Here is a 24,983-nt window from a genome sequence, read left to right as displayed (position 1 = left end):
CTTGTCGGAGAGATCTTGGTGGGCATTCTCCGCTGCTAACCTGTATAAGAAAAACCAATCATGCTGATCGCTCATTAGGAAAACTGATGTTCGACTATAAATTACTCTCTGCCTTGGCCGCCGTGGTCGAGCAGGCCGGTTTTGAACGGGCCGCGCAGGTGCTTGGCCTGTCGCAATCGGCGATCTCCCAGCGGATCAAACTGTTGGAGGCGCGGGTCGGCCAACCGGTGCTGGTGCGGGTCACACCGCCGGCGCCGACAGAGATTGGCCGGCGCCTGCTCAACCATGTGCAGCAAGTGCGTTTGCTGGAGCGCGACTTGCAATCCCTGGTGCCGGCGCTGGATGAGGAAGGCCTGCCAGAACGCCTGCGCATCGCCTTGAATGCCGACAGCCTCGCCACGTGGTGGGCGCAAGCGGTGGGTGACTTCTGTGCCGAGCAACACTTGCTGCTGGATCTGGTGGTCGAAGACCAGACCGTCGGCCTCAAACGCATGCGCGCCGGCGAAGTGGCGGCGTGTGTCTGCGCCAGTGAGCGCCCGGTGGCCGGAGCCCGCAGCGTTTTGTTGGGGGCGATGCGTTATCGGGCGTTGGCCAGCCCCGCGTTCATCGCGCGGCATTTCCCGGAGGGCGTTCGCGCCGACCGACTGGCAAAAACCCCGGCGCTGGTGTTTGGCCCGGACGATTTCCTGCAGCATCGCTATCTCGCCTCCCTCGGGGTCGACGGTGGTTTCGAACACCATTTATGCCCCTCGTCTGAAGGCTTCATTCGCTTGACCGAGGCCGGTCTCGGCTGGGGGCTGGTGCCGGAATTACAGGTGCGCGAGCAACTGGAACGCGGGGTTTTGCGCGAGCTTTTGCCAGATAAGCCCATCGATGTGCCGCTGTACTGGCATCATTGGCGCAATGGCGGTCAGCTACTGGGGTTGTTGACCGATCAATTGGTGCGTTCGTCGAAACAATGGCTGGTGCCGTTGGACTGACGGGCAGCGTCAAGACTCACGCATTAGGCAAAACGAAATATTCGGAGCACTACATGAAAATTCTGGTCACCGGCGCAAGCGGCTTCATCGGCGGACGCTTTGCGCGTTTCGCCCTGGAGCAGGGCCTGGACGTGCGGGTCAACGGTCGCCGGGCCGAAAGCGTCGAACATCTGGTGCGCCGTGGCGCCGAGTTTATTCAGGGCGACTTGAGCGACCCGGAACTGGCGCGCGACCTGTGTTCAGACGTCGAAGCCGTGGTCCATTGCGCAGGGGCGGTGGGGCTGTGGGGGCGCTATCAGGACTTTCATCAAGGCAACGTCCAGGTCACCGAAAACGTGGTTGAAGCCTGCCTGAAACAGCGGGTTCGGCGGTTGGTGCACCTGTCGTCGCCGTCGATTTACTTCGATGGTCGCGATCATCTGGGGCTGACCGAAGAACAGGTGCCAAAGCGCTTCAAACATCCTTACGCGGCCACCAAATTCCTCGCCGAGCAAAAAGTCTTCGGCGCCCAGGAATTCGGCCTCGAAACCCTGGCCCTGCGCCCGCGCTTCGTCACGGGCGCGGGTGACATGAGCATCTTCCCGCGACTGCTGAAAATGCAGCGCAAAGGACGCTTGGCGATCATTGGCAACGGCCTGAACAAGGTCGATTTCACCAGCGTGCAGAACCTCAATGAAGCGTTGCTCAGCAGTTTGCTCGCCAGCGGCTCGGCCTTGGGCAAGGCCTACAACATTAGTAACGGAACGCCGGTTCCTTTGTGGGATGTAGTCAATTACGTCATGCGCAACATGCAAGTCCCACAAGTGACGCGCTACCGTTCCTACGGTTTGGGTTACTCCGTCGCGGCACTCAATGAAGGGGTGTGCAAGCTGTGGCCGGGGCGTCCTGAGCCGACCTTGTCGCGACTGGGCATGCAGGTCATGAACAAAAATTTCACCCTGGACATCAGCCGCGCCCGGCATTATCTGGACTACGATCCGAAAGTCAGTGTCTGGGCCGCCCTCGATGAATTTTGTAGCTGGTGGAAGGCCCAGGACATCCGCTGACGTGCCAGGACCTGCCTGCCCGCACTGAACCGAGTGGGGGATAGAGAGTCAATCGGTGCGGTAGTGGGGTTTATACTCGCCGCATCAAGCCATCACCGCGTTCCACAAAGGTTGACTCAATGTCCATGCGTAACGATGCCAACGACGATTTCGATGATGTACCGAGCCTGCGCGCCGACAGCCTCGACGATGATGATTTTCCGCCCCCCGTGCGTTCCAGCGTGCATTCGCGCCCGGCGCCGGTGGTGAAGGTCAAAAGCGCCAGCACCGGCCCGCTGTGGGCGTTGGTCGGCGCGTTGTTTTTTGCCTTTGCCGGTCTGGCCTGGTGGAGTTTTCAGCAGATCTCGCTGATGGAACAGCAACTGGTCGCTACCCAGGAAAGTTTCGCGCGTATCAGTGAGGAAGCGGCGGGGCGCTTGCAGGATATTTCCGGCAAGGTCGTCGCCAGCCAGACCAACGTCACCAGCGACAGCGAAGCGCTGAAACTGCAAATCAAGGATCTGGAAGCCAAACTGCTGGATCAAGGCAAACAGCAACAAGGCGTTGTCGGCCAGGCCACCGATCTGGACAAGCGTTTGGCGCAGATGACTGCGCAAACCAGCGATCTGGATAAGCGTCTGGCGCAACTCACCGCCCAGAGCACCGAGCATCAGACGGCCAATTCGCAGTTGCAGGCGCAGCTCAAAGCCTTGAGCACTGAGTTGACTGCCCTGAAAAGCGCGCCGGACGACAGCAGCAAATTCGACGCACAGCTCAAAAGCCTCGGCGCCGATATCGTCGCGCTGAAAAAACAAGGCAACCCAAGCGCCGCGATCGAGCGTCTGGAACAGGACATGATTGTGCTCAAAAGCGAGCTGGACAACCGCCCGGCCGTCTCACCAAGCTCCGGCAATACCGCCGAGTTCGACGCGTTCCGTGGCCAGGTCACCCGCAACATCAACACCCTTCAGGCGCAGATCCAGAACCTGCAACAGCAACTCCGCGCCCGGGGGCAATAAACTGGAGCCTGTGGCGAGGGAGCTTGCTCCCGCTGGGTGGCGAAGCCACCCCAAAACCATCCATGGTGGTCTGCCAGATAGTTCGCGTCGCCTGATTCGCGACAGCTGCGCAGCCGAGCGGGAGCAAGCTCCCTCGCCACAATGTTTCTGCGTGTTCCTGAATGCTCGTACATCTCCCATTGCCGTCTACGCTCTTGAAACACCGACAAGAACGAGGAATGCACTATGGGGGTTCTGCACAAACTGGCCTTACTGGGCGGGATGCTGTTGCTGTGCCTGGGGCAGGTTCACGCCGCTACTGCGGAAAAGGATGACAGCCACGCCGCCAAAGCCTTGCTCGAAAAAGCCCTGGCTTACTACCACGACAATGGCGACAAGGCCTTTGCGGCGTTCAGCCGTCAGGGCGAGTTTGTCGACAAGGACCGTTACGTCTTTGTGGTCGATACCAACGGCGTGATGCTCGCCAGCGGCGGGCCGTCGGCGGCGTTGATCGGGCGGGATGTCACCGAAACCCTCGGGCCGGACTTGCAGAAAGCCTTCAAGGACGCGTTGAAAGTCCCAGAGGGCAATGGCATCCAGCAGGCAGAATACCGCTGGCAGAACTGGGCAGACGGCAAGGTCGAGCGCAAACATGTGTTCTATCAGCGCGTCGGCCAGCGGATTCTGGCGGTCGGTTACTACCTGCCACGGGCGTCGGCGGAACAGGCCATGGCGCTCCTGAACAAAGCCGCGACCGACCTGGCCAAGGACGAGAAGGGCACACTGACCGCGATCAATTCCCTCAAGGGCGGTTACTTGCAGGATGACCTGTACGTGTTCGTGGTCGACCTGGACACTAAGCGCTACGTGGCCCACGGCACCAACCTGCGGTTGATCAACACCGACTTCAGCAAGGTCATGGATCCGGAGGGCAAACCGGTGGGCGAGCCGATCCTGGCGTTGATGGCCAAGCAGGATTATGGCGAATACGCCTATCGCTGGAAAAACCCGGTGACCGGCAAGGTTGAGGACAAGCATGCCTACTTGAAGAAGGTCGGGCATTTTCTGGTGGCTGTCGGGTATTACAGCCCTTGAACCTTCGGCGCCTGTAACGGCCCCTTCGCGAGCAAGCCCGCTCCCACATTCGACCGCATTCTCATGCAGGATCTCGGTCGAATGTGGGAGCGGGCTTGCTCGCGAATGCAGGCAACTCGGTGTGTCTACCGAACCTTGTCTTCCCGCCCCCGCAACACCCTATTCGGCATCGCAACCGCCGCCGCCAGCCCCAGCAACGACACCGCCGCACTCACCATCAACAAATGCCTGAACGTCAGCAACAACTCCGCACGCAAGGCGTTTTGCGCATCGCCCGGTGCAGCGTTCAAACCGTCGAGCAAGACATTCCCCGAACTCCCTTCGACAATCAGCGACGAACCGGCCATGTGCGCGAAGCTCGAATCCTGCAACAACGCTAGCAACAGCGCCGACATCAACGCCACCCCCACCGCGCCGCCCAGCGAGCGGAACAGGTTGGTGGTGCTGGTGGCAACGCCGATGTCGCGCTGTTCCACCGAGTTCTGCGTGCCGACCAGGGACGTTGGGAATTGCATGCCGCTGGCGATTCCGCACAGCAACATGAACAGGCTGCTGAGCACCAAAGCCTGAGGCGGGCTGAACGCCATGCCCAGAATCGCCAATGGCATCAGCGCCGCGCCGGTCAGGATCATCGGTTTGTAGCGCCCGGTCACCGAGGTCCGGCGTCCGGCAAAGTAGGCACCAATCGGCAAACCCATCGCCAGCGGCAACAGGTGCAGCGCGGCGCTGTCGGCCCCGGCGCCGGTAACGCTCTGGAAGCGCAGCGGCATCAGCACGATCAGCGAGATCGCCTGGAAACTGGTGAAGAAAATCGTGCACCAGCAAAAAATCGCGTTGCGGTTGGCGAACAGATGCATCGGCAGCAAGGGCTCCCGTGCCCGACGCTCATGCCAGACGAACAGCGCCAACACCAACACCGCACACCCGAGCAACGCCAGCACTTCGGCACTGCGCCACGAGTGCCCCTGACCGACCTGCGTGATACCCAGCAACAACGCTGTCAAACCGATGATCATCAACAACGTGCCAAGGTAGTCGATCACCGGTTTGCGCTGCGGCACCGGCAGCCCGACGAGCGTGCGATTGGCCACCACCCAGGCGCCCAGACCCAGCGGCAGATTGATCAAGAACACCCAGCGCCACGACAAATACTCGGTCATATAACCGCCCAGCACCGGCCCGGCCACGCTGGCCACGGCGTACATGCTGCTGAAGTAACCCTGATAACGGCCGCGCTCCCGGGGCGGGACGATGTCACCGATGATCGCCTGACTGACCGAAATCATCCCGCCGGCGCCGATGCCCTGAATGATCCGCGCCAGCACCAATTGCTCCATGCTCTGGGCCATGCCGCAGAACAACGAGGCGAGGGTGAACAACCCCATGCCGAACAGCATCAGCTTGCGCCGACCATACAAATCGCCGAGCTTGCCGTAGATCGGCACCGCCACCGTCATCGCCACCATGTACCCGGAAATCACCCAGGCCAGCAGGCTAACGTCCTTGAACTGGGCGGAAATCGCCGGCATCGAGACGGCGACGATGGTCTGGTCCAGCGCGCCGAGAAAAATCGCCAGCATCAGGGCGATCAGCACGCTGCGAATGGCCGGTTTGGGCGTGTCAGGCTGGTTGAGATTGGTCACGGTAAAACCTGCGGGCAGTGGTGAGCCCGCAAGTGGCAAGGCGAGCGGGGATGCTCGCCAGTGTAAGTCGATAGCAAGCTATTCGATAGCCTCGTACGGAAGCCCGACGTAATTTTCTGCAATGGTTTTTCTGCCCGCTTCAGAGCCGACAAAATAGTCCAGCTCCGACTCGCTGATGCGCTGACTGAAGGCGTCATGGTCGTCGAAGCGGTGCAGCATCGAGGTCATCCACCAGGAAAACCGCTCGGCTTTCCACACGCGGCGCAGGCAGATTTCCGAGTATTTCTCCAGCAAATCCACGCGTCCTTCCCGATAGACCTTCAACAGAATATTGAACAGCGTACTGACGTCACTGGCGGCCAGGTTCAGGCCCTTGGCGCCCGTGGGCGGGACGATGTGCGCCGCGTCGCCAACCAGGAACATGCGCCCGAACTGCATCGGTTCAACGACAAAACTGCGCAACGGCGCGATGCTTTTTTCGATGGAGGGGCCTGTGACCAACGACGCTGCCAACGCTGGCGGCAGGCGCAGTTTCAACTCGTCCCAGAAACGCTGATCCGACCAGTCCTGCACCTGATCCTCGGCCGGCACCTGAATGTAATACCGGGTGCGGGTCGCCGAGCGCATGCTGCACAAGGCAAAACCGCGCTCGTGGCGGGCGTACACCAGTTCTTCGTGCACCGGCGGCGTGTCGGCGAGGATGCCCAGCCAGCCAAACGGATAGACCCGCTCGAACACCTTGAGGCAGTCGTCGGGGATCGATTGGCGCGCCACACCGTGGAAGCCGTCGCACCCGGCGATGTAGTCGCAATCGAGGCGATACGTCTCGCCATCTTTTTCAAAGGTGACGAAAGGTTCTGCGCTTTTCATCCCGTGCGGCTTGACGTTAACGGCGTAATAAATCGTCTGCGCGCCGGCCTCCCGACGAGCGGCCATCAGGTCGCGGGTAACCTCGGTCTGGCCATACACCATCACGGTTTTGCCGCCGGTCAATGCCTGAAGATCGATGTGTACCTGGCGGCCATCGAGCGCCAGTTCGAAGCCGGTGTGCACCAGTCCTTCGGCGTCCATGCGCCGACCCACCCCGGCCTGACGCAACAGCTCTACCATGCCTTGTTCAAGGACCCCGGCACGGATACGCCCGAGCACATAATCCGGGCTCTGGCGTTCAAGAATGAGGGTGTCGATGCCGGCGTTGTGCAGCAACTGGCCGAGCAGTAAACCGGCGGGACCGGCGCCAATGATGGCGATTTGGGTTTTCAGCGTTTTCATTGTTGTTATGACTCGCAAGCTCCACGCGACCATGGCCGGTGAATTATTTTTATGGATCGAGTGCTTGCATTTTTCCCTTGCGAGTCTGTCAATTGAAGGTGAAAACTGAGCCGATACCTGTTCTTTCTGCCAATCGGTGCGATTATCGCCCGTAACCCCCGAGGCCTGGATTGAAGTGATGAACAAGCCTGACCTGCCTTCCATTCCAGTGTTCAAGCTCTACGGTGAAAGCCTGGACTGGCCGACCCCCGACTTGCTGCACTGCGAAACCATTTCCAAACGCAGCCGCGAACATCAATGGGAAATCAAACCCCACCGTCACGCCGATTTGTGCCAGTTACTCTTCGTCTTCAAAGGTCAGGCAGAGCTTGAGATCGAAGGTAAACGCACGCAACTGACCGAGCCGACCGTGCTGATCCTGCCGCCGTTGTCGGTGCATGGTTATCGATTTTCCGAAGACGTCGACGGGTTTGTCTTGACCCTCGCCGCGCCGCTGATCGCCCATTTGCAGGCGCAACTGGGCAACTCGGTGAATGCGCTGGCCCAGGCCGAAAGCTACCCGGCGGGCAAGGACGGCGACTACCTCAACAGCCTGTTTTCAGCGCTGCAAGACGAATACACCGGTCACCAACCGGCACGTGAAATGCTCATGCATTCACTGGTCAGCGTGATCATGGTCTGGATCAGCCGGCAGGTCATTTCCCGCCGCAGCGCCAGCCAGCGTCCGCAGCGTGCCCGGGAATACCTCAACGGGTTTATCCAACTGGTGGAAGAGACTTACCGCCAGCACGTCAAGGTTGAAGACCTGGCGCATCGGCTGGGGATTTCCGTGTCCCACCTCAATGGCACGTGCCGTGAACTGGCGGGACAACCGGCGTTACAGATCATGCACGAACGGCAGTTGCTGGAGGCCAAGCGGTTGCTGACTTACACCAGCATGACCATTTACGAAATGTCTGATGTGTTGGGGTTTTCCGATCCGACCAACTTCACGCGCCTGTTCCGGCGTCGCGTGGGGATTTCGCCCAAGGCGTTCCGCGACCGCTTGAAGGCCGATCAGGACAACGAGGCCTGATCCCCTCCGTCACCGCAGGGCGTTGAGGGTCGCGTTGTGAGGGATGCAGCGCTCGAAATTGCAGCTCGCAAATTCGCGGGGCAGTTGCCGTGCCTGCTCGACCCGCCAGGCCGCGGTGCCATACAGCGCCAGCGTCACCGCGCAGGTGATGAAAATGGTGAGGTATCTTCTTGTTTTGATGTTCATGGCGTTGACCTCTGAACGAAATACCCTTCGGTATTACTTTGAGCATAGGTCAGCGCGGGTGAGTTGCCACTAAAGCGGCATCGCTTTTATCCCCATATTCAGAACACTGATGGCCCCCTTGTAGGAGGGACGGGGTTACAGGCCGACATCCCAGGCAGGTTCTTCGGGGAATCTGAGCACCAGAAAATCCAGCAGGCTGCGCAGCGCCGTCGGCATGTGTTTGCGTGACGCATACACCGCGTAGATGTTCATCGGCCGGGGTTCGGCATGAGGCAGCAGGCGGATCAGTTCGCCGCTGTGGATGTGCACACCGGCCTGATAACTCGGCAGCATCGCCACCCCCGCGCCGGCGATGGTTGCGCGCAGCAAGGTGCTCGCTTCGTTGGCGCTGATGTTGCCTTGCACCGGCACCGAGACCGGCTCGCCGTCCTCCTCGAAATGCCAAAGGCTTTTGCCGAAGTAGGAATGGGTCAGGCAGTTGTGCCGGCTCAATTCCTCGACCCGCTGCGGCATCGGATGTTCGAGCAGGTAGGCCGGGGAGGCGCAGATCACCGAGCGGCAGACCGTCAGCCGTCGGGCGATCAGGTTCGGGTCCAGGTCGTTGCTGGTGCGGATCGCCAGGTCAATGCGTTCATCCACCAGGTTCACCGTGCGGTCGAGCATCTGCAGGTCGATGCTGACGCCGGGGTAATGTTTGACATAGGCCGCCATGGCGTCCGCCAGTTGCGCCTGGCCAAAGGAAGTGCTGACACTGATCCGCAGCAACCCGCGCGGCGCATCGTCCGGCTCGCTGACGGCGGCCTGCATGTCCGTGGATAAGTCGAGCATCTGCCGACAGCGAGGCAGCATCTCGGTGCCGGCGGCGGTCAGGCTCAGCTTGCGGGTCGTGCGGTGCATCAGTCGGGCGCCGACCCAGTCCTCCAGTTCCGCCAGATAGCGCGACACCACCGGCCGTGACAGGTCCAGATGATCCGCAGCGGCCGACTGGCTACCGAGGTCGACCACTGTGACAAATACGCGCATTGCTTGAAGACGATCCATGATTTGCCCGCTTTCAGAAACAAACTATGTTCAAGCATCGCATTTTTTGTACTGAGTCATGCAACTAAGCTCCCTCCCATCGCCAAGCACGGCATTCGGACAACGGAGCAACACATGATCGGTTTCACCACCTTCAAGCGGATTTTGCTGGCCACCGCCACGCTCGGCTTCGCGGCCCATGCAGCGGCGGCCTCGCCCCTGACGCTGGATGTCTACAACCCCGGTGACCAGGCGATCTTCCCGGTGACCTCGGTGCTGGTCAGTGGTGAGAAAGATGCGATTCTGGTGGACGCGCAGTTCGGCAAATCCCAGGCCGAACACGTGGTCGAGAAAATCCGCGCCAGCGGCAAGCAACTGACCACCATCTACATCAGCCACGGCGACCCGGATTACTACTTCGGCCTCGACACGCTGACCGCTGCGTTTCCCAACGCCAAAGTGCTCGCCTCGCAGCCGACCGTGGACCACATCAAGCACACCGTCGACGGCAAACTGGCGTTCTGGGGCCCGAAAATGGGCGCTGACGTGCCGGCGAAAACCATCGTGCCCGGCGTGCTCAAGGGCGACAGCCTGATACTGGAAGGGCAGAAGTTGCAGGTGGTGGGGCTGGACGGCAAACAGCCGGATCGCACCTTCGTCTGGATTCCTTCGATCAAAGCGGTCGTCGGCGGGGTGGTCGTGGCAGAAAACATCCATGTCTGGATGGCCGACACGCAAACCCCGCAATCGCACGCCGATTGGTTGACTACGCTGCACTCCATCGAAACCTTGAAACCGAACACCATCGTGCCGGGTCATTACCTCGGTGATAGCGCCCGCTCCCTGGCGGCCGTGCGGTTCACCGTGGATTACATCAAGGCGTTCGACGAAGAAACCGCCAAGGCCAAAGATTCCACCGCACTGATCGCCGCGATGAAAAAACGCTTCCCGACACTGGGCGATGAAAGCTCGCTGGAGCTGAGCGCCAAAGTCGCCACGGGCGAGATGAAGTGGGGCGAGTGAGGTTACGGGATATCGGATACCTGTGGCGAGGGAGCTTGCTCCCGCTGGAGTGCGAAGCGCTCCCCTGCAGTGTGTCAGACACACCGCATGCATAGGTTTTGCGACTGCTTCGCCGCCCAACGGGGGCAAGCCCCCTCGCCACAATGAGCACTGCCAACACATTTAAACCCAACCGGACTGGAGAACGTCATGAGCAAAATCGCAATCATCGGGGCCACCGGCCGTGCCGGCAGCCAATTGCTGGAAGAAGCCCTGCGTCGTGGTCACAGCGTCACCGCCATTGCCCGCGACACCTCGAAGATCGGCCAGCGTGCCGGTGTGGTCAGCAAGAATGTCGATGCCCTTGATGGCGAAGCGTTGCAAGCCGCTGTGGCAGGTCATGACGTGGTCATCAGCGCCGCGCATTTCTCGACGCTGCCCGCCGCGGCGGTGATCGGGCCGGTGAAAAAGGCCGGGGTGAAACGTCTGCTGGTGGTGGGCGGTGCCGGTTCGTTGTTGTTGCCGAATGGAACGCGCGTCATCGACAGCGAGGGCTTTCCCGAAGCGTACAAAGCCGAGGCGGGTGCCGGTGCTTTGTTCCTTGAGAACCTGCGTCAGGAAAAGGACCTGGACTGGACCTTCCTGTCACCGTCGGCGGAGTTTGTCGAAGGTGAGCGCACGGGGGTGTTCCGCATTGGCCAGGATGATTTGCTGGTAAGCCGGGAAGGGCGCAGCTGGATCACATTCGCCGATTATGCGATCGCGATGATCGATGAAGTGGAAGCGCCGAAGCACTCCCGCCAGCGGTTTACGGTCGGGTATTGATAGCGCGGCTTAAACCATTCGCGAGCAAGCCCGCTCCCACATTTGATCTCCAGTGTGACAAATATCAAATGTGGGAGCGGGCTTGCTCGCGAAGCTTTTCAGCTTTTCAGCGGCTCTGAGCCTGCTCCACCAACCACCCCAACAATTCCTGCAACTTCGGCGAAGGTGCGGGCTTTTGCGGCAATACCAGGTAATACGCCAACCCTGTCTTCACCTTCAATTCAAACGGCATCACCAGCCGTCCGGCGCTCAAGTCATCACCAATCAACGACCAGTCCCCGATCGCCACACCCGTCCCCTGCGACGCCATCGACATCGCCAGGTCCAGCGTTTCGAAGTGCTGACCCTTGCTGACATTGTTCAGCCGAACATTGGCCGTGGCCAGCCAGGCTTTCCAGTCCCGTTCATCTCGGGTCGGGTGCAGCAGCATGTGCCGCTCAAGGTCTTCAGGTGCCTGCAACGGCACCGGGCCTTCAAGCAGCGGCCTGGAACAGACCGGCGTCAATATTTCTTCAAACAGGCGTTGCGACGCCAACGTGCTGTCCGGTGGCACGCCGTACATCACCGCCGCATCGAACTGCTCACGATGAAAATCCACGCCGTGCTTGACCGTGGTGGTCAGCTCCACCGGCACGTCCGGACGTTCCCGTTGCCACTGCAAAAGACGCGGCAACAGCCAGCGCATCACGCAGGTGGGCGCCTTGAGCTGCAAGGTTTCGCGCTTCTCGCCGATCTGCTCCACCGCCTCGTCGATCAAGCCGAAAATCTGCTGCACCCGTGGCAGCCATTCCCGACCTTCGGCCGTCAGATCAAGGCCGCGAGCCTGGCGGATGAACAGCTCATAACCGAGGTGATCTTCGAGCCCGGCGATCTGCCGGCTCACCGCGCCTTGGGTGATGTGCAGCTGTTCAGCGGCCCGGGTGAAATTGCAGCACTGCGCGGTAATCAGAAAAGTGTGCAGCGCCGGCAGGGGAGGCAGTCGTTTCATTGGGATCCAAGGTATGACGTAAGGACATGGCTAGTATGACTTTTTATCCATTGTTGCGGCTACGTGTCGCCCGTTCCAATGAGGCCATCCCTGGACCTGCCCACCCATCATAAACACTGCGCAGGCCCGGCGTCTCAAACGAACAAGAAGGGCAAAACACAATGGCGACGTGCGGCGAAGTATTGGTCAAGCTACTCGAAGATTATGGCGTTGAGCAGGTGTTCGGCATTCCCGGGGTTCACACCGTGGAGCTGTATCGCGGGCTGGCCCGTTCGAGCATCAACCACGTCACTCCGCGTCACGAACAGGGCGCCGGTTTCATGGCCGACGGTTATGCCCGCACCAGTGGCAAACCGGGTGTGTGCTTCATCATCACCGGCCCTGGCATGACCAACATCACCACGGCGATGGGCCAGGCCTATGCCGACTCGATCCCGATGCTGGTGATCTCCAGCGTGCAATCGCGCAGCCAGTTGGGCGGCGGTCGCGGCAAGCTGCATGAACTGCCGAACCAGGGCGCATTGGTCGCCGGTGTCGCGGCGTTCTCCCACACCCTGATGTCGGCCGCCGAATTGCCGGTTGTGCTGGCCCGTGCCTTTGCGCTGTTCCAGGCCGGACGTCCGCGCCCAGTGCACATCGAAATTCCGTTGGACGTGCTGGTTGAAGAAGCCGATGACCTGCTGACCAGCGTACCGGTGAACATCGACCGCGCCGGCGCATCGCCGACCGCCGTTTCGCGCATGACCGAATTGCTGGCCGGCGCCAAGCGTCCGCTGATTCTCGCCGGTGGCGGTGCCATCGATGCCGCCGCTGAACTGACTGAACTGGCCGAACTGCTGCACGCGCCGGTGGCCCTGACCATCAACGCCAAAGGCATGCTCGAATCCAATCACCCGTTGCTGATCGGTTCGACCCAGAGCCTGGTCGCGACCCGCGCACTGGTGGCCGAAGCCGACGTGGTATTGGCGATCGGCACCGAGCTGGCCGAGACCGACTACGACGTGACCTTCGCCGGTGGTTTCGACATCCCGGGCAAGCTGCTGCGCGTGGACATCGACCCGGACCAGACCGTACGCAACTATCCGCCGCACGTGGCGCTGGTGTCCGACTCGCGCAACGCCGCCCAGGCCTTGCTCAGCGCGCTGTCGCACAAATCCCTGGCCGAGCGCCGCAACGATTGGGGTCAGGTGCGTGCCGCCCGTCTGCGCGAAGAACTGGCCCAGACCTGGGATGCCCCGACCCTGGCGCAAACGCGTTTCCTCGAAACCGTCCTGCACGAGTTGCCGGACGCCGTGTTCGTCGGCGATTCGACCCAGCCTGTCTACACCGGCAACCTGACGTTCAACCCCGAGCGCCCACGTCGCTGGTTCAACTCGTCCACCGGTTACGGCACCTTGGGTTACGCGTTGCCGGCAGCGATTGGCGCCTGGCTCGGCGGCAGCACTGAAAGCGGTTCGCGTCCTCCGGTGGTGTGCCTGATCGGTGACGGTGGCCTGCAATTCACCCTGCCGGAACTGGCCAGTGCCGTTGAAGCGCAGACCCCGGTGATCGTGCTGCTGTGGAATAACCAGGGCTATGAAGAGATCAAAAAATACATGGTCAACCGCGCTATCGAGCCGGTCGGCGTGGACATCTACACCCCGGACTTCATCGGTGTGGCCAAGGCACTGGGCTGCGCAGCCGAAGCCATCAGCAGCGTCGAGCAACTGCGCACTGCACTGCGTACCGCGGCTGACCGCCAGGGTCCGACCCTGATTGAAATCGATCAGACCCAGTGGATGAAGGCGGTGTCGAAATGACTTTCCCAACCACGCTCGACGGTCTGTTCATCAATGGCCAATGGTCGGCCGGCAACGAACACTTGCGCGTGATCAACCCGGCGACCGAAGCCTTGTTGACCACCGTCAATGGCGGCGATGCACAGTCGGTCGATCACGCGGTGAGCGCGGCCACCAACGCCTTCGCCGACTGGTCGAAAACCACCGGTGCCGAGCGCGGCGCGATCCTGCGCAACATCGCTGCAGGCGTGCAGGCAGGTCGCGAGCAACTGATGCATTTGCAGTCGAGCAACAACGGCAAACCGTTGTTCGAAGCCGCCATCGATGTCGATGACGTGATCGCCACGTTCGAGTATTACGCCGGTCTGGCCGAAGGCCTCGACGCCAAGCAAGACAGCGCCGTTGAATTGCCGAGCGCCGATTTCAGCGCTCGCCTGCGCCGCGAACCGGCCGGTGTGGTCGGCCTGATCGTGCCGTGGAATTTTCCGATGGTCACCACGGCGTGGAAACTCGCCCCGGCCCTGGCCGCCGGATGCTGCGTGGTGCTCAAGCCTTCGGAAGTGACCCCACTGCCGGAACTGGAACTGGCGTCGATCATCGCCCAGGCCGGTTTACCGGCCGGCGTTTTCAACCTGGTGTGCGGCACCGGTCTGGCCGTTGGCGCGCCGCTGTCGGCGGACCCGCGCATCGCCAAGATCTCTTTCACCGGCAGTAACGCGGTAGGTGTGCAGGTCATGCAACGCGCAGCGGAAACCGTCAAAGGCGTGAGCCTGGAACTGGGCGGTAAATCGTCGCTGCTGGTGCTGGCCGATGCTGACGTCGACCTCGCGGTGGAAGTGGCCTGTGGCGGTGGTTTCTTCAACGCCGGGCAAATGTGCTCCGCCACCAGCCGTGTGCTGGTCGCCGATGAACTGGCCGATGAATTCCTGCTACGTCTGAAGGCGCGTGCCGAAGCCATTCGCGTAGCCGACCCGTTCGACTCGGCGGTGGAGATGGGCGCACTGGTCAATCAGGCGCAATACCAGCGTGTGCTCGGCCACATCGATCGAGGTTTGAGTGCCGGCGCCAAGCTGATCTGTGGCGGCAATCGTCCGGCGGACCTGCCGCGCGGATATTTTTTGCAGCCGACAATCTTCACCGAAGTGCCCCTCGACAGTGCGTTGTGGTGTGAAGAGATTTTCGGCCCGGTGATCTGCGTGCGCAGTTTTGCCACTGAAGCCGAGGCGATTGCCTTGGCCAACGACAGCCAGTTTGGCCTGGTGGCCAGCGTGGTGACGGGCAATGCCGAGGCCGCTGATCGGGTCGCCAACGCCTTGCAGGCCGGGCTGGTGTGGATCAATGCACCGCAGGTGATCTTCCCGCAGACCGCCTGGGGCGGCTACAAACAGAGCAGCATCGGCCGTGAGTTAGGGCCGTGGGGCTTGCAGGCGTTCCAGGAAATCAAACACGTGATTCGGGCTGTCTGAAAGCACGAAAAAGGTGAGCGCATGCCTCGAAAGGAGGCATGCGCTGGCGTCATGGCTTCAATGAGTTTTTATCGATAGTCAGGTGTTTTACACGACCTCAGGATGAACCCGTCGGCTCAGCGCAAACCCCGTGAATACGGGGGCTTGAAGCAGATCTGGCGGCGCAGAAGCAACGGTTGCGACCAGCCTCATACCTACAAAAACAAAGGGAGTCCGTAATGGGCGAGCATGATCTGAACAGACGTCAATTTATCAAGACCGTGGGCGTAGCCTCGGTGGCAGCAGCGGCCATGAGCATGCCGTTCATCAAGGCTAATGCCAGCGACACACGTTTTGCGGGCAAGACCCTGCGTTTGCTGACCTGGTCCGATGACACCGGCCTGGCAGCACTGCGCAACATCGCTGCGACCTTCGAAGACAAGTACGGCTGCAAGGTCATCGCTGACCGTACCGGCAGTACCTCGGAAATGGTCGCCAAGCTCAAGGCTGGCGGTGATCGTCCGCAATACGACGTCATCACCCTGGCCGGTGTCGGTGCCGAAGGTCTGGCCGCCGCCAACCTGCTGGAAAAACCCGACCTCAACCGCATTCCGAACCTGGTCGACGTACCGGAAAAATACCGCACCGGCGCCAATGGCCACGGTATCGGTTACCTGCTCTGGTGCAACAGCCTGGTCTACAGCACCCGTACCCAGAAAGAAGCACCGAACACTTACGCCGACCTGTGGGACCCGGAGCTGGCACCGAACATCTTCCTGCCGCCGCCAAACTGGACCGAGGCCATGGACCTGATCATCATCGCCGCCAAACTGGCCGGTGGTGACGAACACAACATTGAGCCGGGCTTCAAGAAACTCGCCGAGCTGAAAGATCGCGTGGTCACCCTGGGTGAAAACCCGAATCAGATCGCCGAGCTGTTCCGCACCGGTTCCCTGGACATGGGCGGCCTGTACGCACCGGCGTTCTTCCCGAAACAGATTCGCGACCCGGCCTACGGCCTGAGTGCAACCTTTGGCATGAAGGAAGGTTTCTACACCGACTTGATGCAATCGGTGATGCCGAAGAATCGTCCGGGCGACACCGACATGGCGTATGCCTTCATCAACCACTCTCTGGACCCGTTGGTGCAGGGCAAGATGGCTGAAGACATCTACAACGGCCCGGTCAACTCCAAGGCGATCATCTCCGCCGAAGCGCGCAAGAGCCCGTTCATCCTCACGCCAGAGCAGATTGCCGAGAAGGCGATCATGCACGACAACGCCTTCCTGGCCACCGTGCATGACCAATGGATTCGTCGCTACACGGAAATCTTTTCTTCCTGATTGAGTGACGACCACAAGCCCTGAGAGCACCACAAATCAAAATGTGGGAGCGGGCTTGCTCGCGAATGCGGTGTGACATTCAACATTGATGTCGACTGACACGGCCCCTTCGCGAGCAAGCCCGCTCCCACACTAGAACGTCGTCGCTTCAAGTCTTGTGTTTGTCAGCTGCTTTCCATTGACGAGACCCTTTGCTATGGAACACCAACCTTTGACTCATCCGGTAAGCATCGCCCCCGTGCGCGCCCGCCGGGGTGTTTCGCCGACGACCCGCGCCTGGTTTTTCCTGTCGCCGTCGATGCTGTTTATGGGTGTGCTGATCGCCGCCAGCCTGCTGGTCCTGCGCATGAGCGTGGGCACCAAAGGCGCGGAATGGACCGGGTTCAGCCTGGCCAGCTACGCCCAGTTGCTCGAACCGTATTACCTCAAATCCTTGCTGCTGACCCTGCGCCTGGCGCTGATCAGCGCAGTGATCGCCGTGGTCCTGGCGATTCCCGTGGCCTACACCATGTCGCGCCTGACCTCACCGTTCGTGCGCCGAGTGTTCCTCGCCGCGGTGCTGTTGCCGTTGCTGGTCAACCTGCTGCTGCAAAGCTACGGCTGGCTGGTGATCCTCGGCCCGGGCGGCATGCTCAATCAGGCACTGATGGGCCTCGGTCTGATCAAGCGCCCGATCATGCTGCTCTACAACCAGAACGGCGTGCTGATGGGCCTGGTGCAAACCGCGTTCCCGCTCGCTGTGCTGCCAATCGCCAGCGCCATGCGTGGCGTCGCCCGTACTTACGAAGAAGCCGCTGCGACCCTGGGCGCCAGTCGCTTCCAGGTGTTCCGCCAGGTGGTGCTGCCGATGAGCATGCCGGGGATCATTACTGGCGCGACGTTGGTGTTCGCCTATAACGCCAGCAGCTTCGTGGTGCCTTTGCTGCTGGGTGGTCGACGCGTGCCGATGCTGGCGGTGATGGTCCATGACCAGATCGCGCCGCTGATGAACTGGCCCGCGGCCTCCGCTGCCGGTGTGGTGCTGATTGTCACCACACTCGCGATCATGACCTTGTCCGAATACATCACTGGCCGCCGTCGGCGCATGCTGGAGGCTTCGCAATGAGTACCCTGATCAAGAAACGTTATGGGCTGCTGCCGGGCGAAACCGGCAAGTTCGCCGGCATTCTCTCGGGCTTCATCCTGCTGCTGGCGGTGTTGCCGATCCTGACCATGATCGTGATGTCGTTCAGCGGTTCGTCGAACCTCGACTTTCCGCCGAGCAGCTACAGCCTGCAATGGTACAAGGCCGCCTGGCACACCTTCGTCTCGCCGGACGGCAACGACGTGCTGAGCCTGGGCAAAGCCATGACCACCAGCCTGATGGTCGCGTGCCTGACCATGGTGTTCGCCACGATCATCGCGGTGCCGGCGTCTTATGCACTGACCCGTTGCGAGTTCCGTGGCAAAGCCGTGGCGCTGCAATTGATGTCGCTGCCGCTGGTGTTTCCGATGGTGGTGTTGGGCCTGGCGTTGCTGCTGGTGTTCGACAGCCTGCCGTTTCAGATGACCACCTCGCGACTGGTGATTGCCCACGTGATTCTGGCCCTGCCGTTCGTGGTGAAAAACTGCACCGCGGCGATGCTGTCCATCGGCAGCGAAGTCGAGGAGGCCGCGCAAATGCTCGGTGCCTCGCCGACCCGGGCGATTGTCGATGTGGTGGTGCCGCTGATGAAGTCGGGGATCCTGGCGGGTGCGCTGCTGGCGTTCATCGTCTCGTTCAACGAATTCACCGTGACCTATTTTCTCTACACCATCGACGTCATGACCGTGCCGATCTGGATGTACAGCCGCACCGTGTCGTCGCTCGACCCTACCGTTTTCTCGTTTGCCGTGCTGATCGTGCTGATCGACTTCGTCCTGATCTGGGCGCTGGAGAAGCTGGTCGGTGAAGGTGGCGTTTCGTTCTGATTTCTTGAGGTGCTTCATATGTCTGGTCTTATTCTGGAAAACGTCGAGAAACACTACGGCTCGGCCTGCGCGGTAAAAGATGTAAACCTGCATTTGCCCGAGGGCAAACTGGTGTGTTTCCTCGGCCCGTCGGGCTGCGGCAAAACCACCTTGCTGCGGATGATCGCCGGCCTTGAAACGCTCACCGGCGGCGAGATTCGCCTGGACGGTGTAGACATTGGCCACACCCCGGCGCACGAGCGCAATTTCGGCATGGTGTTTCAATCGCTGGCCTTGTTCCCGCACATGACGGTGGGGGAGAACATCGCCTATCCGCTGAAACTGCGTGGTGTCAGCAAAGCTGACCAGCAGAAGCGAGTGGTGGAGTTGCTGGAGCTGATTCAGCTGCAGGAAATGATTGATCGCCCGGTGGCCAAACTCTCTGGCGGTCAGCGCCAGCGCGTGGCGATTGCCCGGGCGATTGCTTCGCGACCAAAAATCCTCCTGCTGGATGAACCGCTATCGGCGTTGGACGCCAAGCTGCGCGAGTCGATGCAGGTGGAAATCCGTCAGCTGCAACAACGCTTGAACATCACGACGATCATGGTGACCCACGATCAGCGTGAAGCGATGACCATGGCGGATATCGTCGTGGTTCTGGGTGAACATCGCGTGCAACAAGTCGGCACGCCGATCGAAATCTACCGCCACCCGGCCAACGAATTTGTCGCGGACTTTATCGGTTCCGGCAACATCTTCCCGGCCACGGCGCTGGGCAATGGCAAGGTTGGTTTGCCAGGTGGCGATGCACTGGACGTGCCGATCTGCAGCAGCATTGTGGTCGGCGAAAAAGTGAAGATGCTGATTCGTCCGGAAGACCTGCAACTGTCGCACCCGCAGGCGACGGCGGGGAATCGCTTGCTGGGCAAGGTGACGTTCGTGCGTGATATCGGCGCGACGATTGAAACCACGGTGGAGTGTTCCGGGGTGACGTTTACCGCGCTGAGCACGCCGTGCCAGGGGTTTGGGTTGAGCATTGGCAACCCGGTGTCGGTGACCTTGCCGGCTGAGTCTTGCCGCGTATTGGGTGCCTGATCCCGATTTGATTGTGGCTTTGCCGGCTCTTTGGCGGGCAGTTCCCAAAGCTGTGGGAGCAGCCGGAGTTCAAATTGAATCTGGCGAAGTCACGGTAGTACTGAAATGGGGACGTGGCAGGTGATGGTGGTGATCGTCGGCAGGACGCGGCGATACTGCCATCACCGTGTCCATCGGATGCTTGTGGCCGATTTCTGCCTATCACGACCCGCGGAAAATTTAGCTATGAATAATTTGTTCGGGGCTATCCAGTGCCGCAAGGAAGTCGTGTTCACCTTCAGCTCCCCACTGCAGCGATGTGATCTACGAGACCGCCGATTTATGGTTCCACAGCATGGTCATGCTCGCCCAACTGGGGCAGCCTCCACAGGCTGTACTTGATGAACTGGACCGTCGTTTCGGTCTCTCCGGATACGCCGAGAAAGCCTCGCGCCCATCCGCCTGAACAATGATTAGAGAGGAGCAGCAACATGGGCATTTTTGACTGGAAACACTGGATCGTCATCCTGGTTGTTGTCGTGTTGGTATTCGGCACCAAGAAACTGAAAAACCTCGGCACGGACGTGGGCGAGTCGATCAAGGGCTTCAAGAAAGCCATGAACGACGATGAAAAACCAGCCGATCCGACGGTGACCCCGGCCCAACCGTTTTCGCCTGTTCAGCCGCAGACCACGCAGTCCGTGAACCAGCCGCACACCATCGACGTACAGGCACAATAAGTCGAAGAGCCAATCCGCAAAGACGTGTGAGCACTGACTAATGTTTGGTATCAGCTTCTCTGAACTGCTGCTCGTCGGCCTCGTTGCCCTGCTGGTGCTGGGTCCCGAGCGTCTGCCGGGTGCTGCGCGCACCGCCGGCCTGTGGGTCGGGCGCTTGAAGCGCAGCTTCAACGCGATCAAACAGGAAGTTGAACGTGAAATCGGTGCCGACGAGATTCGTCGGCAACTGCACAACGAGCACATTCTGTCGCTGGAGCAAGAGGCGCGGAAGATTTTCACCCCGACCCAGCAGGAGCCGACGCCGGTGCAGCCAGTGGCGGAGCCGACGATTCCTGCACCCACGACGGCAGCGACGCCCGCCTTCGCCACGTCGCAGACCACGACCGTTGCTGAACCGGCGCCGATCAAGCCGGCCCTTCGCGACAACACTTTGCCGCCGCGAGCCCCATGAGCGACCTTCCCGAAAACGATCAACACATGCCGTTGGTCTCGCACCTCACCGAACTGCGCACGCGCCTGCTGCGTTGCGTCGCGGCGATCTTCATCATCTTCGCCGGGCTGTTCGCGTTCACCCAGCAGATCTACACCTTCGTTTCCACGCCGCTGCGCCAGTATTTGCCGGTGGGCGCGACGATGATCGCCACCGACGTGTCCTCGCCGTTCCTCACGCCGTTGAAGCTGACCATGATGGTGTCGCTGTTCCTGGCGATCCCGGTAATTCTGCACCAGGTCTGGGGTTTCATCGCGCCGGGCCTGTACAAGCACGAAAAGCGCATCGCCGTCCCCTTGCTGATGTCGAGCATCGTGCTGTTCTACGCCGGCATGGCCTTCGCCTATTACCTGGTGTTCCCGCTGATCTTCAAATTCTTCGCCGCTGCCACCCCGGCAGGCGTGGAAATGATGACCGACATCACCAGCTACCTCGATTTCGTCATGACGCTGTTCTTCGCCTTTGGCGTGGCGTTTGAAATCCCGGTGGCCGTGGTGCTGCTGGTGTGGATCGGCGTGGTCGACGTCAAATACCTGAAGAAAATCCGCCCGTACGTGGTCATCGGCTGCTTCGTCGTCGGCATGATCCTGACGCCGCCGGACATCTTCTCGCAGACGCTGTTGGCGGTACCGATGTGGCTGCTGTTCGAGATCGGCATCCTGTTTGGCAGCCTGATCAGCAAGCGTGGCGAGCATCCGGAAGACCAGCCGGTTGACGATCACAACGACCAGCCGCCAGCGACCCTAACGTGAACACACTGTGTGGGAATTCATTCCTGCTTTCTCTTGCGACCTATCGATGCCCCGCTGCCCACCATAGGATGTCTCAGCATGAACTGGTTTTATGACGCCAAGCTGTCGACCAAACTCATTTTTTCATTCGCGCTTTGCGCGTTTATTACATTAGGAGTGGGCGTACTGGGAAGTCGGGGTATCACCACCCTTTCGAGTACCCTCCAGGCGGTCTTCTCCCATAACTTGCTGTCTGTCACCAAAATCGCAGAAACCAGGACCAGCGCTGTCTCTCAGAACCGCGATTTGTATCGACTCATGGCGGTGATCGCTGCCAATGGGCCTCAGAGCGTGAAGAGTGAGATTCTGGCCAGTATCACTGCCAACCGGGCGGCCAGTGAAAAAACGTTTTCCATATACCGTGCCAGCCCTCTGGAAGACGATGAACGTGCCGCCGGAGACAAAATGGCGAAGGACTGGCCAGCCTATCAGGCACTGGTCGACCGAGCTGTCGGTTTGATTGCCAAGTGGGATATCGAGGGGGCGAGAACACTGTTGGATACTGATTTGCAAAAAGCTTATCAGACGGTGATGGACGAACTGACAATCATGGTGGAGTCGAATAACCGCCAGATTGACGAAGGCGCCGTGAATGCTTCGCAACAGGCGCTCTCGGCCAATACTGCTCTCTACATCTGCATTGCCGTCGCATTCATTGCCGCGCTGATGTTGGGCGTGTTCATCAGTCGCGTGATCAGTCGACCGATCGCCACGGCCGTTGCCAGTGCTCGGCGTGTGGCAGCCGGGGACCTGAGCCAGACGATCATCAGTACTGGCCGTGATGAGACGGGCCAACTGCTGATCGCTCTTGGCGACATGCAGGGCAGTCTCAAGGCTACGATCCAACAAATCGCCAGCGCAGCGGAACAACTCGCTTCAGCTGCCGAAGAACTCAATGCGGTGACCGAGGAAAGCAGCCGCGGCCTTACACGCCAGAACGACGAAATCCAGCAAGCCGCGACCGCCGTCACGCAAATGACCGCAGCGGTCGAAGAAGTTGCCTGCAACGCCATTTCCACTTCCGACGCATCGAAAAGCACCAGCGAAGAAACAGCCAAAGGCCGAGACCAGGCGCTTGAAGCAGTGAATGCCATTAACAGTGTCAGCGCCGAAATCACCGCGTCCACCGCCTCTGTCGAAAAGCTGGCGGGAGGGGTGCAAGATATTGGCAAGGTGCTGGACGTCATCCGCGCGATCGCCGAACAGACCAACCTGCTGGCACTGAATGCCGCCATTGAGGCTGCCCGCGCTGGCGAGCAAGGCCGAGGCTTTGCCGTAGTCGCGGATGAAGTGCGAGCGTTGGCCGCCCGCACTCAAGCCTCTACCGGTGAAATCGAGGGGATGATTGGTGCGGTACAGAACAGCGCCAACCAGGCCGTGCGTTCGATGGGCAGCAGCCGTACGCTGGCGACCAGTACTCAGTCGCTGGTTCAGGCCACAGGTCAGTCCCTTGAGCGTATCGCGCAGAGTATCGCTCAGATTAATGACCGCAACATGCTCATTGCCACCGCTTCCGAGGAACAGGCCCATGTGGCACGCGAAGTTGATCGCAATCTGGTGAACATCCAGGCCCTGTCGACCCAGACTGCCGCCGGTGCGAACCAGACCAGCGCTTCGAGCCAGGAACTGTCGCGCCTGGCCATTTCGTTCAATAATCTGGTGGGCAAGTTCAGACTCTAAGTCAGGGGAGAGCACTCTCTCCAATGGCTCATGGATGAGCTCCAGAGGCTGACCATTCTGTCAGTCACCCGGTATGACGTATGCAAAAGGACACGACTTGCGATCTTTCCGGAGTTGCTGGGCAAGTCGCACATAGAGATATGATGAAGTGGAATAGTCATGCCATTTCACCGCTTGCTGGGCAAGGTGACGTTCGTGCGTGATATCGGCGCGACGATTGAAACCACGGTGGAGTGTTCCGGGGTGACGTTTACTGCGCTGAGTACACCGTGTCAGGGCGCTGGCTTGAGCATTGGCAACCCGGTGTCGGTGACCTTGCCGGCTGAGGCTTGCCGCGTGCTGGGTGCCTGATCCGGACTTGATGTCGGTCTTGTTGGCCTCTTCGCGAGCAAGCCCGCTCCCACATTTGACCGAGTTCTTTCAGGAGAATGCGGTAGAAATGTAGGAGCGGGCTTGCTCGCGAAGGCGTCAGTAGCCACACCGCAAAATCAGATCAGACCGACAATCGCAACCGCGCCAAATCCCTTAACGGCGGTGCCCCAAACAACCGGCTGTATTCCCGGCTGAACTGCGAAGGGCTTTCATACCCCACCCGATACCCCGCCGCCGAAGCCTCCAACCCTTCCGCCAGCATCAACCGCCGCGCTTCCTGCAACCGCAACTGCTTCTGATACTGCAACGGACTCATCGCCGTCATGGCCTTGAACCGGTGATGCAGCGTCGACACGCTCAGGTTCACTTCCTTCGCCAGATCATCGATACGCAGCGGCTGCTCATAGTTGCCGTTCAGCCACTGGATCGCCTGGCTGATGCGATGGCTCTGGCTGTTGGCGATCGCGATCTCATACAGCCGATGCCCCTGCGGGCTGCGCAACAACCGATACAGAATCTCCCGGCGAATCAGCGGCGCGAGCATGGCGATGTCTTTCGGGGTGTCGAGCAAACGCGCCAGACGCAGCACCGCGTCGAGCATGGCGCTGTCGACCCGCTCGACATACAGGCCACGACCCGTCGGCCGGCTCGGCACACCTAAAGGTCCGGCATCGGCAATCAGCGCGGTGATTTCCGTCGGGTCGATATCCAGCCGCACCGAGAGAATCGGTTCTTCAGAGGTGACATTGACGATCCGCCCACTCAGCGGCATCGAGACCGAGACCACCAGGTAATTCAGCGGATCGTAATTGAAGTATTCGTCCGCCAGCCGCACCTCTTTGCGCCCCTGCGCCATGATGCACAACGCCGGTTGGGCGAGCACTGGGGCGAAGTCATGGGACTTGCTGTGTTTGGCCATGAACAACGAGCCGACGGCGGTCGCATAATTGCCATCATCGGTTGTATAGCGACGGATGATAGCGGCCAGTTCCGCGCGCTGTTTCTCCATCTCGGCATCCAGCGGGGCTTGAAAATGATCGAGCGACGACATGCAAGGCATCCTCGGTGGGGCATGAATAATGGGCTCAGCTTATGTTTGTGCAAGACGATGCGGTAGATACATCCTGCCTCAACCTTGCCTGATTCTGCACGGGGTGAATTAGCGGTGCCTCTAGCATTGGGCAGCCCCCGTAAAACTTGCTTGAAAGCCCTGTTTCATTGACCTGAAAGCC

General features: G+C 60.4%; 23 protein-coding genes and 3 pseudogenes. 20 read left to right on the top strand and 6 right to left on the bottom strand.

Annotated features, from left to right (window positions below; genetic code table 11):
* Window positions 1-86 precede the first annotated feature (86 nt).
* The 4 genes from EAH78_RS11310 (at window position 87) to EAH78_RS11295 (ending at window position 4,098) form a co-directional block, all read left to right on the top strand.
* Window positions 87-980, top strand: coding sequence for a LysR family transcriptional regulator ArgP (locus tag EAH78_RS11310; protein WP_140667606.1), 894 nt, complete (start codon window positions 87-89; stop codon window positions 978-980).
* 53 nt (window positions 981-1,033) lie between these two features.
* Window positions 1,034-2,026 carry an NAD-dependent epimerase/dehydratase family protein gene (locus EAH78_RS11305; protein WP_140667605.1) on the top strand — a complete coding sequence of 331 codons (993 nt, stop codon included), beginning with the start codon at window positions 1,034-1,036 and terminating at the stop codon, window positions 2,024-2,026.
* 119 nt (window positions 2,027-2,145) lie between these two features.
* Complete coding sequence (locus EAH78_RS11300) at window positions 2,146-3,024, top strand: ATPase (RefSeq protein ID WP_140667604.1); 879 nt, start codon at window positions 2,146-2,148, stop codon at window positions 3,022-3,024.
* A 225-nt stretch (window positions 3,025-3,249) separates the two neighbouring features.
* On the top strand, window positions 3,250-4,098 hold the full coding sequence (locus EAH78_RS11295) for a cache domain-containing protein (protein ID WP_140667603.1): 849 nt from the start codon (window positions 3,250-3,252) through the stop codon (window positions 4,096-4,098).
* Between the two features lie 125 nt (window positions 4,099-4,223).
* On the opposite strand, the gene EAH78_RS11290 is transcribed toward EAH78_RS11295, so the two are convergent.
* Window positions 4,224-5,741 (bottom strand): MDR family MFS transporter, encoded by a 1,518-nt coding sequence (locus EAH78_RS11290; protein ID WP_140667602.1) that lies wholly within the window; start codon window positions 5,739-5,741, stop codon window positions 4,224-4,226.
* Window positions 5,742-5,819: 78 nt separating this feature from the next.
* Complete coding sequence (gene pobA, locus EAH78_RS11285) at window positions 5,820-7,004, bottom strand: 4-hydroxybenzoate 3-monooxygenase (protein WP_430539929.1); 1,185 nt, start codon at window positions 7,002-7,004, stop codon at window positions 5,820-5,822.
* A gap of 187 nt (window positions 7,005-7,191) precedes the next feature.
* Between pobA and EAH78_RS11280 the strand changes: the two genes are divergently transcribed.
* On the top strand, window positions 7,192-8,088 hold the full coding sequence (locus EAH78_RS11280) for a helix-turn-helix domain-containing protein (RefSeq protein ID WP_140667600.1): 897 nt from the start codon (window positions 7,192-7,194) through the stop codon (window positions 8,086-8,088).
* Between the two features lie 9 nt (window positions 8,089-8,097).
* Here EAH78_RS11280 and EAH78_RS32310 read toward each other — a convergent pair whose 3' ends face one another.
* Together EAH78_RS32310 and EAH78_RS11275 are read right to left on the bottom strand one after the other, a co-directional pair.
* A complete protein-coding gene (locus EAH78_RS32310) occupies window positions 8,098-8,274 on the bottom strand; it encodes a hypothetical protein (protein ID WP_170219114.1) in 177 nt (58 codons plus the stop codon).
* Between the two features lie 135 nt (window positions 8,275-8,409).
* Window positions 8,410-9,315, bottom strand: coding sequence for a LysR family transcriptional regulator (locus EAH78_RS11275; RefSeq protein ID WP_205017963.1), 906 nt, complete (start codon window positions 9,313-9,315; stop codon window positions 8,410-8,412).
* 114 nt (window positions 9,316-9,429) lie between these two features.
* Between EAH78_RS11275 and EAH78_RS11270 the strand changes: the two genes are divergently transcribed.
* Together EAH78_RS11270 and EAH78_RS11265 are read left to right on the top strand one after the other, a co-directional pair.
* Window positions 9,430-10,317, top strand: a complete 888-nt coding sequence (locus EAH78_RS11270) for an MBL fold metallo-hydrolase (protein ID WP_140667599.1) — start codon at window positions 9,430-9,432, stop codon at window positions 10,315-10,317.
* A 189-nt stretch (window positions 10,318-10,506) separates the two neighbouring features.
* A complete protein-coding gene (locus EAH78_RS11265; protein ID WP_140667598.1) occupies window positions 10,507-11,121 on the top strand; it encodes an NAD(P)-dependent oxidoreductase in 615 nt (204 codons plus the stop codon).
* Window positions 11,122-11,227: 106 nt separating this feature from the next.
* On the opposite strand, the gene EAH78_RS11260 is transcribed toward EAH78_RS11265, so the two are convergent.
* A complete protein-coding gene (locus EAH78_RS11260) occupies window positions 11,228-12,109 on the bottom strand; it encodes a LysR substrate-binding domain-containing protein (RefSeq protein ID WP_140667597.1) in 882 nt (293 codons plus the stop codon).
* A gap of 161 nt (window positions 12,110-12,270) precedes the next feature.
* On the opposite strand from EAH78_RS11260, the gene EAH78_RS11255 reads away from it, so the two are divergent.
* The 13 genes and pseudogenes from EAH78_RS11255 to EAH78_RS11195 form a co-directional block, all read left to right on the top strand.
* Window positions 12,271-13,908, top strand: coding sequence for a 5-guanidino-2-oxopentanoate decarboxylase (locus tag EAH78_RS11255; RefSeq protein ID WP_140667596.1), 1,638 nt, complete (start codon window positions 12,271-12,273; stop codon window positions 13,906-13,908).
* Entirely contained in the window at window positions 13,905-15,353 is a 1,449-nt protein-coding gene (locus EAH78_RS11250; protein WP_140667595.1) for an aldehyde dehydrogenase family protein, read from the top strand. The genes EAH78_RS11255 and EAH78_RS11250 overlap by 4 nt, the downstream gene beginning before the upstream one ends.
* 218 nt (window positions 15,354-15,571) lie before the next feature.
* Window positions 15,572-16,675 carry an extracellular solute-binding protein gene (locus tag EAH78_RS11245; protein ID WP_140667594.1) on the top strand — a complete coding sequence of 368 codons (1,104 nt, stop codon included), beginning with the start codon at window positions 15,572-15,574 and terminating at the stop codon, window positions 16,673-16,675.
* Between the two features lie 196 nt (window positions 16,676-16,871).
* Window positions 16,872-17,780, top strand: coding sequence for an ABC transporter permease (locus tag EAH78_RS11235; RefSeq protein ID WP_140667593.1), 909 nt, complete (start codon window positions 16,872-16,874; stop codon window positions 17,778-17,780).
* Window positions 17,777-18,625: an ABC transporter permease gene (locus tag EAH78_RS11230; protein WP_140667592.1), complete on the top strand. Its 849-nt coding sequence runs from the start codon at window positions 17,777-17,779 to the stop codon at window positions 18,623-18,625. Before EAH78_RS11235 ends, EAH78_RS11230 begins: the two co-directional genes overlap by 4 nt.
* Window positions 18,626-18,643: 18 nt before the next feature.
* Window positions 18,644-19,699 carry an ABC transporter ATP-binding protein gene (locus EAH78_RS11225; protein ID WP_140667591.1) on the top strand — a complete coding sequence of 352 codons (1,056 nt, stop codon included), beginning with the start codon at window positions 18,644-18,646 and terminating at the stop codon, window positions 19,697-19,699.
* A gap of 289 nt (window positions 19,700-19,988) precedes the next feature.
* A pseudogene (locus tag EAH78_RS11220) lies at window positions 19,989-20,144 on the top strand (phosphoribosyl-ATP diphosphatase); the annotation flags it as partial.
* 25 nt (window positions 20,145-20,169) lie between these two features.
* On the top strand, window positions 20,170-20,418 hold the full coding sequence (locus EAH78_RS11215; RefSeq protein ID WP_140667590.1) for a twin-arginine translocase TatA/TatE family subunit: 249 nt from the start codon (window positions 20,170-20,172) through the stop codon (window positions 20,416-20,418).
* Between the two features lie 40 nt (window positions 20,419-20,458).
* Window positions 20,459-20,869: a Sec-independent protein translocase protein TatB gene (tatB, locus tag EAH78_RS11210; protein ID WP_140667589.1), complete on the top strand. Its 411-nt coding sequence runs from the start codon at window positions 20,459-20,461 to the stop codon at window positions 20,867-20,869.
* Window positions 20,866-21,660 (top strand): twin-arginine translocase subunit TatC, encoded by a 795-nt coding sequence (tatC, locus tag EAH78_RS11205; RefSeq protein ID WP_140667588.1) that lies wholly within the window; start codon window positions 20,866-20,868, stop codon window positions 21,658-21,660. Before tatB ends, tatC begins: the two co-directional genes overlap by 4 nt.
* A 78-nt stretch (window positions 21,661-21,738) precedes the next feature.
* A pseudogene (locus EAH78_RS33285) lies at window positions 21,739-22,521 on the top strand (MCP four helix bundle domain-containing protein); the annotation flags it as partial.
* Window positions 22,516-23,379 carry a methyl-accepting chemotaxis protein gene (locus tag EAH78_RS33280; protein WP_430539928.1) on the top strand — a complete coding sequence of 288 codons (864 nt, stop codon included), beginning with the start codon at window positions 22,516-22,518 and terminating at the stop codon, window positions 23,377-23,379. The pseudogene EAH78_RS33285 and the gene EAH78_RS33280, both read left to right, overlap by 6 nt.
* A gap of 168 nt (window positions 23,380-23,547) precedes the next feature.
* Window positions 23,548-23,730: pseudogene (locus tag EAH78_RS11195) on the top strand (TOBE domain-containing protein); the annotation flags it as partial.
* A gap of 142 nt (window positions 23,731-23,872) precedes the next feature.
* On the opposite strand, the gene EAH78_RS11190 reads toward EAH78_RS11195, so the two are convergent.
* Window positions 23,873-24,802: an AraC family transcriptional regulator gene (locus tag EAH78_RS11190; RefSeq protein ID WP_140667587.1), complete on the bottom strand. Its 930-nt coding sequence runs from the start codon at window positions 24,800-24,802 to the stop codon at window positions 23,873-23,875.
* Between the last annotated feature and the right edge of the window lie 181 nt (window positions 24,803-24,983).

Source organism: Pseudomonas arsenicoxydans, assembly GCF_006438915.1.
GTDB lineage: Bacteria > Pseudomonadota > Gammaproteobacteria > Pseudomonadales > Pseudomonadaceae > Aquipseudomonas > Aquipseudomonas arsenicoxydans_A.
The sequence above is the reverse complement of the archived record's forward strand: the minus strand, read 5'-3'. Positions and strand labels throughout refer to the sequence as shown.